General features: G+C 35.9%; 10 protein-coding genes. 7 read left to right on the forward strand and 3 right to left on the reverse strand.

Annotated elements, in window-relative coordinates; all coding sequences use genetic code 11:
- Nucleotides 1–156 precede the first annotated feature (156 nt).
- From ACQKP0_RS10205 to recQ, 4 genes are all read left to right on the forward strand, one after another.
- Nucleotides 157–1,347 (forward strand): glycine C-acetyltransferase, encoded by a 1,191-nt coding sequence (locus ACQKP0_RS10205; RefSeq protein ID WP_427405729.1) that lies wholly within the window; start codon nt 157–159, stop codon nt 1,345–1,347.
- 71 nt (nt 1,348–1,418) lie between these two features.
- Entirely contained in the window at nt 1,419–2,366 is a 948-nt protein-coding gene (locus tag ACQKP0_RS10210) for an L-threonine 3-dehydrogenase (RefSeq protein ID WP_427405730.1), read from the forward strand.
- A gap of 293 nt (nt 2,367–2,659) precedes the next feature.
- Complete coding sequence (locus ACQKP0_RS10215) at nt 2,660–3,763, forward strand: ATP-binding protein (RefSeq protein ID WP_427405822.1); 1,104 nt, start codon at nt 2,660–2,662, stop codon at nt 3,761–3,763.
- Between the two features lie 93 nt (nt 3,764–3,856).
- Nucleotides 3,857–5,992 (forward strand): DNA helicase RecQ, encoded by a 2,136-nt coding sequence (gene recQ / locus ACQKP0_RS10220; protein WP_427405731.1) that lies wholly within the window; start codon nt 3,857–3,859, stop codon nt 5,990–5,992.
- A 341-nt stretch (nt 5,993–6,333) separates the two neighbouring features.
- Here recQ and bshB2 read toward each other — a convergent pair whose 3' ends face one another.
- The 3 genes from bshB2 to pdxK all read right to left on the reverse strand — a co-directional run bounded on the left by bshB2 (nt 6,334) and on the right by pdxK (nt 8,408).
- Nucleotides 6,334–7,017 carry a bacillithiol biosynthesis deacetylase BshB2 gene (gene bshB2, locus ACQKP0_RS10225; RefSeq protein ID WP_427405732.1) on the reverse strand — a complete coding sequence of 228 codons (684 nt, stop codon included), beginning with the start codon at nt 7,015–7,017 and terminating at the stop codon, nt 6,334–6,336.
- 32 nt (nt 7,018–7,049) lie between these two features.
- Nucleotides 7,050–7,397 (reverse strand): YojF family protein, encoded by a 348-nt coding sequence (locus ACQKP0_RS10230; protein ID WP_427405733.1) that lies wholly within the window; start codon nt 7,395–7,397, stop codon nt 7,050–7,052.
- Between the two features lie 195 nt (nt 7,398–7,592).
- Nucleotides 7,593–8,408 (reverse strand): pyridoxine/pyridoxal/pyridoxamine kinase, encoded by an 816-nt coding sequence (gene pdxK / locus ACQKP0_RS10235; protein ID WP_427405734.1) that lies wholly within the window; start codon nt 8,406–8,408, stop codon nt 7,593–7,595.
- 605 nt (nt 8,409–9,013) lie between these two features.
- Between pdxK and rsgA the strand changes: the two genes are divergently transcribed.
- The 3 genes from rsgA (at nt 9,014) to ACQKP0_RS10250 (ending at nt 12,197) form a co-directional block, all read left to right on the forward strand.
- Nucleotides 9,014–10,069, forward strand: coding sequence for a ribosome small subunit-dependent GTPase A (rsgA, locus tag ACQKP0_RS10240; protein WP_427405735.1), 1,056 nt, complete (start codon nt 9,014–9,016; stop codon nt 10,067–10,069).
- Between the two features lie 101 nt (nt 10,070–10,170).
- A complete protein-coding gene (locus ACQKP0_RS10245) occupies nt 10,171–10,842 on the forward strand; it encodes a response regulator transcription factor (protein WP_427405736.1) in 672 nt (223 codons plus the stop codon).
- On the forward strand, nt 10,839–12,197 hold the full coding sequence (locus ACQKP0_RS10250; protein ID WP_427405737.1) for a HAMP domain-containing sensor histidine kinase: 1,359 nt from the start codon (nt 10,839–10,841) through the stop codon (nt 12,195–12,197). Before ACQKP0_RS10245 ends, ACQKP0_RS10250 begins: the two co-directional genes overlap by 4 nt.
- Nucleotides 12,198–12,307: the final 110 nt, after the last annotated feature.

Genomic DNA, 12,307 nt, shown 5'->3' on the forward strand with positions numbered 1-12,307 from the left:
CATAATAAAAAAATAAAAACAAAATGTCCACTACATATAAACAAAAAATTATTTTTGTGGTAAATTATTAATATTAAGGGATTTAACATCAATGTTTGTTCGTGTGGAGAGGACATATGTATATAAAGCGTTTACAAAATAATGGAGGGATTGAACATGACTAGTCATGCATTAGATCGTTTTTTATCAGAAAATCTTGAGGATTTAAAAAGTAAAGGCCTTTACAATGAAATCGATGTGGTTGAAAGTGCAAATGGACCTGTAATAAAAATCAAAGGAAAAGAGCTAATTAATCTTTCATCAAATAACTATTTAGGATTAGCTACGGATGAACGTTTAAAAGAAGTAGCTATCGATGCGATTAAGGAGTGGGGTGTCGGTGCAGGAGCAGTTCGGACAATTAACGGAACTCTTGATATTCACATCCAATTAGAAAAAAAATTAGCTGAGTTTAAGGGAACAGAAGCGGCTATTGCATACCAATCGGGATTTAATTGTAATATGGCTGCTATTTCTGCCGTTATGGATAAAAACGATGCTATTCTTTCAGATGAATTGAACCATGCGTCAATCATCGATGGATGCCGCCTATCTAAAGCAAAAATTATTCGCGTTAACCATTCAGATATGGATGATTTAAGGAAAAAAGCAAAAGAAGCAAAAGAATCTGGTCAATACAATAAAATAATGGTTATTACAGACGGTGTCTTTTCTATGGATGGTGATATTGCCAAACTTCCAGAAATTATTGAAATTGCTGAGGAATTTGACCTTATTACCTATGTGGATGATGCACATGGATCAGGTGTCACAGGAAAAGGTGCGGGTACTGTAAAACACTTTGGTCTTGCTGATAAAGTTGATTTCCAAATCGGTACTCTCTCAAAGGCAATTGGTGTTGTTGGCGGCTATGTTGCCGGTAAGAAAAACCTGATTGATTGGTTAAAAGTTCGTTCACGTCCATTCTTATTTTCAACGGCTGTTACTCCAGCTGATGCTGTTGCTGCAACGAAGGCAATTGAAATATTAATGAGTTCAACCGAATTAAATGACCGTTTATGGGAAAACGGAAACTATTTGAAAAAAGGGTTAAAAGAACTGGGATTCAATATCGGTGATAGTGAAACTCCAATTACTCCTTGTATCATTGGAGAAGAAAAAGCAACTCAAACCTTTAGTAAACGGCTTTTTGAAGAAGGAGTATATGCGAAATCTATTGTATTCCCTACTGTTCCACAAGGTACTGGCCGTGTAAGAAATATGCCTACTGCCGCACATACGAAAGAAATGCTTGATCAAGCAATCGCAATCTATGAAAAAATTGGGAAGGAAATGGGCTTGATTTAATATAAGGGGATTATATATCCCCTCCAAACATTCGACACCTAGACATAGCAACATACACAGGGGGAATTCAAATGAAAAAAATTCTTGTGACCGGTTCATTAGGTCAAATCGGTAGTGAATTAGTAACGAAAATTAGAAGCATATATGGTGCGGAAAATGTAATTGCAACAGATATCCGCGACAATAGAAGCAATGTTGTAACAGATGGCCCGTTTGAATTATTAGATGTAACAGACGCTAAAAAAATGTATGATTTAGCAAAGAATTATCAGGTAGATACCGTTATCCATCTAGCAGCTTTATTATCGGCAACTGCAGAGAAAAACCCATTGCTAGCTTGGAATTTAAATATGGGTGGACTAGTAAACGCACTAGAAACAGCAAGAGAATTAAATTGCCAATTCTTCACTCCAAGTTCGATTGGGGCATTTGGTCCATCCACACCAAAGGATCAAACACCCCAAGATACAATTCAGCGTCCAACAACTATGTATGGAGTGAATAAGGTGTCTGGGGAGCTCCTATGTGATTACTACAACATTAAATTTGGTGTTGATACACGAGGAGTGCGATTCCCAGGTCTCATTTCTTATGTAGCAGAGCCGGGTGGCGGAACAACCGATTATGCTGTTGAAATCTATTACGAGGCAATTAAAAATAAGCGCTTTACATCCTATATTGATAAGGGAACATATATGGATATGATGTATATGCCAGATGCCTTAAATGCCATTATCGATTTAATGGAAGCAGACCCTTCTAAATTAAAGCATCGTAATGCATTCAATATTACTGCGATGAGCTTTGCGCCAGAGGATATAGCAGCAGAAATTAAAAAGCATATTCCTGAATTTGAAATGAGCTATAATGTTGATCCTGCAAGACAAGCTATTGCCAACAGCTGGCCTAATTCAATAGACCCGAGCGCGGCTAAAGAGGAATGGGGCTTTAAAGCTGATTATAATCTAGAAAACATGACAGTAGATATGCTAGAAAAATTAAAATTAAAACTTAAATAAATGGTTTTAGGTAACGATGAGAATCGTTGCCTTTTTTACATTTCTTTAAAATAGAAAAATTATTTATGATATATCTACTGAAATCTTCATGGTAAAATAGAATTAAAAGATTATGAAGGAACAAGTGGACCTACATGACAAATATAAAAAAAATTAAAAAACCGTTTTTTTGGACTTTTTTTATACTTGCTTTATTTGTCCTATTAGGGATGTTATTTGTATTAACCCTTTTTGAAATGGATAAGGTGTGGTATTTGCCTGTAACTACTATAATTGTTGTGCTCCTTTTTTGTATGACTTTCTTTTTTATATATAGAATAAACCTTTTCTACAGGGAATTTTGTAAACTGAAAGATGCCGAAGAACAATGGTCAGCTCTCATTCACTATATGCCAGACTTTGTATGTTTTAAAGATGGACAGGGTAGGTGGAAAAAGGTGAATGAATTTGGTCGTAAATTATACAATTTGGAAGATGTAGATTATTACGGGAAAACTGACTTGGAGCTTGCTGAGTATACTCCCTTTTTTAAAAATGGTTTTAATTATTGTTTTATTTCTGATGAAAATGCTTGGAAGAAAGGAACACTATTGCGAGTTGAAGAATCGTTCGCTATCCCATCAGGGGAAATAAAAAGTTTTGATGTATTAAAAATCCCCCTTTTTTATTCTAATGGAAATCGAAAAGGATTGTTAACGATTGGTAGAGATATTACTCAACAAAAGTCCGCGGAATCTATGCTTTTAACACGGGAAAAACTCTCCGTCGTTGGTGAGCTGGCAGCTGGGATTGCCCACGAAATTCGTAATCCTTTAACTAGCATAAAGGGACTTACTCAATTAATGCATGAATCAAAAAATGTAACAGATGAATATGTAAAAGTGATGATATCAGAAATTGATCGCATTAACCAAATCGCAAGTGAATTACTTGCTCTTTCAAAACCACAAAGCAGGAAATACAATCAAGTATCTTTAACAGATATTCTCCGTTATGTCGTGAATATAATGGAACCTGAAGCGCTTTTAAGAGGAGTTGAATTAGAATTTTCGGAAGCTGAACACTGTCAAATAGATGGTGATCGAAACGGATTAATTCAAGTATTTATTAATTTGCTTAAAAATGCTATGGATGCTATGCCAAATGGAGGAGTAATAAAAATTAGTAGTAAAGTAGAAAACTGTAAAGCGATAGTTTCTATTTCAGATCAGGGAATTGGGATTCCTCCGGAAAGATTAAAGAGAATCGGAGAGCCATTTTTTACTTTAAAAGAAAAAGGCATGGGTCTAGGTTTAACGGTAAGCAATAAAATTATTCAGGAACATAAAGGAACCATTGAATTTCATAGTATCGAAAATGAAGGAACGAATGTAACAATGACATTTCCACTAGGTTAATCGATTAGGGGCAATTATCGTTTTCTCCTCTGCCCCCATTTCTTTATTCCTCATCTTATTATTCTATCAACCCATTTTGAAGGAGGTTATATCTTGCTTAATCAAGCGAAGGAAATTTTGCGTACATATTTTGGCTATGATGAATTTCGTAATGGACAAACTGCAATTATTGAACAGGTACTTGAAGGGAAAGATACAGTTGCTATTATGCCAACAGGTGGGGGAAAGTCTATTTGTTATCAAGTCCCTGCATTGATGCTGCCTGGTGTAACGATCGTGATTTCTCCCTTAATATCCTTGATGAAGGATCAAGTTGATGCATTGAAAAATGCGGGAATATCCGCAACCTTTATTAATAGTTCCATTAGCGGTAATGAAATGCAGGAACGATTAAAAGGGATTGCCTCTGGTGAATTTAAGCTGCTATATATTGCTCCTGAACGGTTAGAAGCCCCTTCCTTTATTGAACTTTTAAACCAGATTACGGTCTCAATGGTGGCCATCGATGAGGCTCATTGTATTTCACAATGGGGACATGACTTTCGCCCAAGCTATTTATTGATTAAAAAGTTTATCCATTTCATACAGCCTAAACCTATTATCTTAGCATTAACAGCGACAGCTACACCTAATGTTAAAGAGGATATTTGTGAATTACTCGATATCCCTTTGCAAAATGTTGTACTCACTGGATTTGGAAGGGATAACTTGATTTTCAAGGTAGTAAAAGGGCAGGATCGCGATTTGTTTTTGGAAGAGTATATAAAGAAAAACAATCTTCAAGCGGGAATTATCTATGCTGCTACTCGAAAAGAGGTAGAACGATTATATCTTCAGCTAAAGAAAAAAGGGATCCAAGTCGGTAAATACCATGCTGGTATGTCAGAGCAGGATAGAAATGAAAATCAAGAGCAATTTTTATATGATAATCTCAATGTTATGGTAGCGACCAGCGCATTTGGAATGGGCATAAATAAATCAAATGTGCGTTATGTTGTTCACTATCATATTCCAAGAAATATGGAAGCATATTATCAAGAAGCAGGCAGGGCTGGGCGTGATGGGGTAGACAGTGAATGTATATTAATGTTTGCTGCACAGGATGTTCATATCCAAAAGTTCTTGATCGATCAGTCTGAAATGGATGGAGAGCGAAAAGAATACGAATATGCTAAACTGCAAAAAATGATTAGCTATTGCCATACGGAATCCTGTTTTCAAAAATATATATTGGAGTATTTTGGTGAAGAGAATGCGGAAGAATGCCGCAAATGTGGAAATTGTACCGATGAACGTATCCAAGTCGATGTAACTAGGGAAGCCCAAATGGTTTTATCTTGTATTAAGCGAATGAATGAAAGGTTTGGAAAAACGTTTGTTACGAAGGTATTAACTGGTTCTTCTGATAAAAAAATCATAAGCTTTGGGTTTAATAAGCTATCAACCTATGGGATTATGAGAGAAAAGACACAAAAGGAAGTTAATGAGCTTATTGATTTTCTAACTGCAGAAGGTTATTTACGTCCAACAGATGGTCAATACCCCGTTCTTATGCTAACGAACCAAGCTGCCCGTGTGCTCCGCGGTGAGGAGGCTGTGTTAAGGAAAGAAAGCGTAAAAGTGAAACAGTTGATTGAAGATAACCAGCTATTTGAACAATTAAGGCAGTTACGAAGAGAAATTGCCGAAAAAGAAAAAGTACCTCCGTATATTATTTTCTCAGATCAAACATTAAAGGAAATGAGTGCAAAGCTTCCATCTTCCAAAAATGAGCTATTACAAATTAAAGGTGTTGGGGAGAGAAAGCTGGAGCAATATGGTAATGATGTGCTATCAGTTATCCTTAGTTACTGTGAGCAAAATAGTATTGTAGTAGAGAAAAATGAAAGTCCGGTTATTATAAAGCAGGGAATGAAAAAAGAAGATAAAGAAAAAAGCCATCATACAACACTTTCTTTATTACAGCAAGGTTTATCGATTGAAGAAATAGCAGTTAAAAGGGAAATGATAGAAAGGACGATTGAAAGTCATCTAATTAAATGTGGTGAGGAAGGCTTTACGATTGATTGGGATCAGTTTATTCCTGATCAGTATGAGCATTTGATTGAAGAAGCGGTGAATCAGGCAGATTCTGAAAGATTAACACCGATTAAAGCACTTTTACCAGAAGAAGTAAGCTTTTTTATGATTCGTGCTTTTTTACAGAGGAAGAAAGAGCAAACAGTATAAATCTGTACTTTGGGGACACTAGATCCGTTATTGTGACAAAATGAGCTAATTCCTTATGTTTGCGGACAAAGATTCCGCTATTTTATAAAAAAGCAGTGATTTCCCTGTGTTTTTTCGTAAATAGCGTACTCAGTGTCCACTTAGCCCTTAAATTAGGGGAATTTAATAAAAATAACGGATTCAATGTCCGCATATGATATAAATTAATAACGCTCAAAGCGATAATTGAGCGTTATTTTTTGTAAATTTATATACGTATTTTACTGTTTAAATACAGTGTTTTTTGATATTTTTTTAGAGTTCGGAACGAATTAATTTTTATTTGCTACCCTTTTAAAATTTTAAAGTACTTTATCATTTTCCCATTGGTAATTCCAAAATCTTTCGTTTTGCAGCCAGGCGACTGTTTCGGGATCTTTTTGTTTTAATTTTTCTTCACGGTCTGCTATCATCCAAGCAGTTTGCGAAATATGAGCTTTCATGGCGCCAATTTTTTGGTCAATCACCGAACTTACATCATTGATTACGTCTGGCGGTCCAATTTCATCCTCATGATTATTTGAAAAGGCTACACAATGAAGCTTTGGACGATTTTCCTTTGGTATGCGTCTGACAGCTCGGACGACAGCCCTGCCTGTTGCTTCATGATCGGGATGGACGGAGTAACCTGGATAGAAAGTAATGATAAGAGATGGATTCAATTCTTCAATGAGATTGGCCATCATTTTTATTAGCTTTTCATCATCTTCAAATTCAACCGTTTTATCACGAAGCCCCATCATTCGCAGGTCCTGGATTCCCATTACTTCAGCAGCTTTTTGGAGTTCCTTCTTACGAACATTAGGGAGTGTTTCTCTTGTTGCAAAAGGTGGATTTCCTAAATTTCTTCCCATTTCCCCAAGTGTGAGGCATGCGTAGGTGACAGGAGTTCCGTTCTTTACATGTGTTGAGATCGTACCGGAAACTCCAAATGCTTCATCATCAGGATGGGGAAACACGACTAATACTTGGCGTTCTTTTTCCATTTTATAAAAACTCCTTTCTAGATTCTGGTGAATTATTCAAACGGTGTTTCACTAATTTCAAGTGCCACTGCTAATTTTCCATCATAGCCATGACCGGCGAGAAGCAATCGACCTAAATCATCTATTTCAAAATGTGTTAATCCTTCTGCATAAATCCATCCAATAGCTAATTTTAAGCCGACTCTAAATGGACCATCACCAATAATTTTGCCATGATCATAGTTTACCTGGGCATTTCGAATGTAAGCTCCAGCCGAAAAGAAAGATTCATTAAAATGAGAGGCATAAGCCCCATTTGTTGTTTCTAAATGTATATAAACCGTCTTGCCGGATAACTCATTTATCTTTTCTTGAACAGCAGAGATGTTAATAGGCTCCACTAAAAAAACCTCCTCATTTTATGGATGTTGGACATAAATAGTATCAAAATAAGTATGTGATTATTTTACTAAAAATAGTAAAAGAATGCGAAGAGATTGCTTTTGAAAGATCTGTTTATCATCAAAAAGCATAAATAATAAAAGAAATTGGCACTGTCGCCAATTTCTTTTAATCTGAACTCTGTATTATTTTTCTTATTTATTCGCAACAAAGCGTGTATAAGCCCCATGCATAACTGGTCCAACATATTGGTTTAATTTAAATCCATGTTCAATAGCAGCTGATACAAATTTTTTAGCAGTAGATACAGCTTCTTTTACTGAGCTCCCTTTAGCAAGCTCTGCAGTAATGGCAGCTGCAAAAGTACATCCTGCACCATGATTATAGGTAGTTTCGAATTTTTCACCTTCAAGAAGTGTGAAATCTTTTCCGTCATAGAATAAATCAACAGCTTTCTCATGAACGAGCTGCTTACCACCTTTAATTACAACATTTTTCGCACCTAAGTCATGAATTTTCACGGCAGCTTCTTTCATATCCTCAATCGTTTTAATCGGTCCTGTCTTCGCTAACTGCCCAGCTTCAAATAGATTCGGAGTAACGATGGTTGCACGTGGTACTAATAGTTCACGCATGGCATCAGTGTTTTCAGGTTGTAGAACTTCATCTTCCCCTTTACAAACCATAACAGGGTCAATGACAACTTTATCAAGCTTGTGCTCATCAATTTTGCGAGCAGCTAACTCAATGATTTCTACAGAACCAAGCATTCCAGTTTTCATTGCATCGATTCCAACTGAAAGGATCGTTTCCAATTGTGGGTCAACGGTTTTTACATCAATTGGAAACACATTATGATGCCAGTCATTATTAGGATCCATTGTGACAATGGATGTTAAGGCAGTCATTCCGTAAACACCAAGTTCTTGGAATGTTTTTAAATCAGCTTGAATTCCAGCTCCGCCACTAGAATCTGATCCTGCAAGAGTTAAGGTTTTTTTCAATGTCATGAACACTTCCTCCTCAATCAACGCAAAGATGAATATACTAAATAATCTCTTTTTTAGGATATACCAAGAATCGATGGATGACAAATGGATTTCATCCATCTATAAACCTACACCATAAAAAAGAAGGAATTAAACTTGAAGTTTTTTTAAAATAGGTCATCTTGTATTAAAACGCGTCATACAAAAAGCTCATCTACATATGTAGATGAGCTATTAAAAGGGGGGATCATCGTCTTTATTTAGTATGGACAAATTCTTTCAAACTATACATAAAAGTTTAAAAGAGAGATAATTTTTCAAAAACTCTTTACTTTAGAAAGCAAACCGTATAGAATACAGTTATAAATATCAAGCATTTCCAAAGGAGGTAATGTATTATGGAAAAATTTCAATTTCAATCTCACATTAATTTCATAATGCAGTCCATGGGAAATGTTAAATGTAGTTTCTAATGTTCTATAATAATAGGATTTTATTATTTCTCTAATTATTTATGTAAATCAAACAACCATGGGCTGCGATTGATCAGTTTATGGTTTTTTATTTTGATTAAAACCGTATTCGATACGGTTTATTTTTTTACATGAAAATTGGAGGAAATACATTTGAACATACAAAAATTAGGTTGGAATCAATTTTTTGAAGAAGCATTTGAAGAATATAAACAACAAGGATTCGCTGTGGGAAGAGTCACTTTAGAGCATAAAAAAATATATCGGGTTGCATCTGAACATGGTGAGATGCTAGCAGAAGTTTCTGGGAAACTTCGTTTTAACGCAATAGAGCGTCAAGATTATCCTGCGGTAGGAGATTGGGTCGTTATCACCCCAAGGCCGGAGGAACAAAAGGCAACAATCCATGCCATACTGCCTCGCAAAAGTAAATTTTCAAGAAAAGCGGCGGGAGCAACAATGGACGAACAAATTGTTGCAACAAATGTCGATACGATATTTCTAGTGAATGCATTAAATGCAGACTTCAATATACGCAGGATTGAGAGATATGTATTAACAGCTTGGGAAAGTGGTGCAAACCCAGTCATCATTCTAAATAAAGTGGATTTATGTGAGAATGTCGAAGAAAAGATCCAAGAGGTTGATTCTGTTGCATTTGGTGTTCCCATCCATGCCGTCAGTGCCGAACAAAATATAGGAATGGATCAGCTTGACCCATATATTTATGAAGGTCAAACCATTGCATTGCTCGGTTCATCTGGTGTTGGGAAGTCAACATTGACCAATACTTTACTTGGCGATTTTAAGCAGGAGGTACAAACGGTTCGTGAAGGGGATGACCGTGGGAGACATACGACAACCCATCGTGAATTAGTTGTATTAGAGGATGGTGGTATTTTAATTGATACACCAGGAATGCGTGAGCTCCAGCTATGGGATGCAGATGAAGGGTTCAGTCAAAGTTTCTCTGATATAGAAATTTTAGCTGACAACTGTCGTTTTAGGGATTGTTCGCATAAATCAGAACCTGGATGTGCTGTCCAAACCGCGATTTCAGAAGGTACATTAGATAAAAGTAGATACGCAAGCTATGTAAAGCTTCAAAGAGAGCTTGCATTTTTAGAGCGAAAGGAAAATCGCCAGGCAAGGCTTGCTGAAAAAGCAAAATCGAAACAGATGTCTAGTTCTCAAAAAAAGAATAAATAATAATCCATTATTAGAGGGGCTTAGCTGAAGAGTTAAGCCCCTTTAAAATTCTTGTATCTGATAATATACTATGGCTAAGAGTGGATAAGGAGAGAGGCTAAATGATTAAGATATTATATATAGAAGATGATTTAGAAATTGGTAAATGGGTTTCAGATGAATTACGTGAAAGAGGCTATCGTGTTAGTTGGCAGCAATCGGGGGATGGAGCAATAAACCAGATAAAGGAAATGGATATTGTTATACTCGATGTCATGCTCCCAGGATTAGACGGATTTTCTGTGGGAAAACGATTAAAAAAGGAAGCACCAGATGTACCAATTATGATGCTTTCTGCACGTTCATCTGTTGATGATAAGCTGCAAGGATTAGAATTCGCGGATGATTATTTAACTAAACCATTTCATCCGGAAGAGCTGATCGCTAGAATAGAAGTTTTATTAAGGAGATTTCAAAGACAAGAACCAGAAAAAATCGAACTACAGCATTTAGTAGTGTTCCCAGCTGAAAACCGCATTATTGATCAGCGAACTGATGAGGAAATATTACTTACCGGAAAGCAATATCAGATCTTTCAATATTTCATAAAGCATCCAAATCAAATATTAACGAAAGAACAGCTGTATGAGGGGGTATGGTCAGAACCTTTCCTCGATGGTGACAAAACATTAATGGTACATATTCGCTATTTACGTGAGAAAATAGAACAAGATCCTGCAAATCCAAAGATTATCGAAACAATTAGAGGGATTGGCTATAGGGTGAGATTATGAAGTTTAGGCATTCATTACTAGCGAAATTTTTACTTATCATTTTGATAGCGATTTTATTTATTCCGATTGTTATTCCTGTTACATCATTAATATTTTACTTTCCCTTCTTACCCAACGATCATGGTAAATCAGAAGTTTATTATAATGGAAACGATTTAGAAAGAATGTGGCATAAGGAAGCAGAGAAATTAAGTAATTCTACTCCTGAAAAAATTAATAATACCTTACTTCAAATTAAGGGGAAATACCCTGATTCCAAGTTGTTTTGGGTAGATCAACAAGGACAAACTCAATTGCAATTGCCTGAGCAAAAATGGATTCCAAACAAGTGGAGTGCTTCTTTTACGGTTGATTTTATGAAAAAAAGCTATGATAATGATCCATTTACAACGGTTGCTTTTATTGGCTCAAAAAAAGAAAATCGATTTATGGTTTTTCAAATGCCACGTAATAAGATGAAAGCACCAATAGATGATATAAGAGCTCGATATGATTTCATCTACGGAATAGGCTTACTATGCTTATTTGTTATTTTTATCTTTTTATCCTGGCTGTTCGTCTACAAACTTCGAAAACGTCTTCTTCACTTGCGCGATGCCATGGACCAAAAAGGAAATGATGGAATTCCAGAACCTGTACCTGAAGGGAAGAAGGATGAAATTGGTCAGCTAGAGCATGCATTTAATCGTATGATTTATCAATTAAAGGAAGGAAGAACGCGTGAACAGGAAGAAGAAAAATTACGCCGTCAGCTTATAGCTAATCTGTCACATGATTTACGAACGCCATTAACCACTTTGCGTGGACATGCTTACTCACTTAATAAAGAAAATTTGAGTGAGAAAGGGAAAGAATCTGTCGAGTTAATCGATAGAAAAATTACCTATATCGGTCAATTAGTTGATAACTTGTTCTCCTATACTTTATTATCAGCGGGAAAATATCCCTTTCATCCACAATCAGTTGATGTTTTAAGAAAAGTAAGAATGATTATTGCTACATGGTATCCTGTATTTGAAAAGGAAGGCTTCGATGTGGAAATTGATCTTCCAGAAAAGAAAATTGAATGGACAATTGATCCCGGCTGGTTTGAACGGGTATTAGATAATTTATTTCAAAATATTCTCCGTCATACAAAAGAAGGAAAATATATTGGGATTATCGGAAAAGAGACAGAAGAGGGATTTACATTAATCATTGAAGATCATGGTCCAGGATTAAAAACCGTATCAGAAGACAAAGGAGCAGGGATTGGACTTTCCATTGTCTCGTTAATGCTGAATGAAATGAATCTATTCTGGTCTATTGATACAAGTGAAAGTGGAACAAAAATTAATATTTCAAATAAGAACTAAAAACGGGTGATGAACCCGTTTTATTTTATGGTAAGAAGTATAAAGTTTATTACTAAGGATATTAGACATAAAAAGTGTCTGCTATGTCCAGCACCAGCGCCTATCGGCTA

It is taken from the genome of Heyndrickxia sp. NPDC080065, from assembly GCF_050281185.1.
Taxonomy (GTDB): domain Bacteria; phylum Bacillota; class Bacilli; order Bacillales; family Bacillaceae_C; genus Heyndrickxia.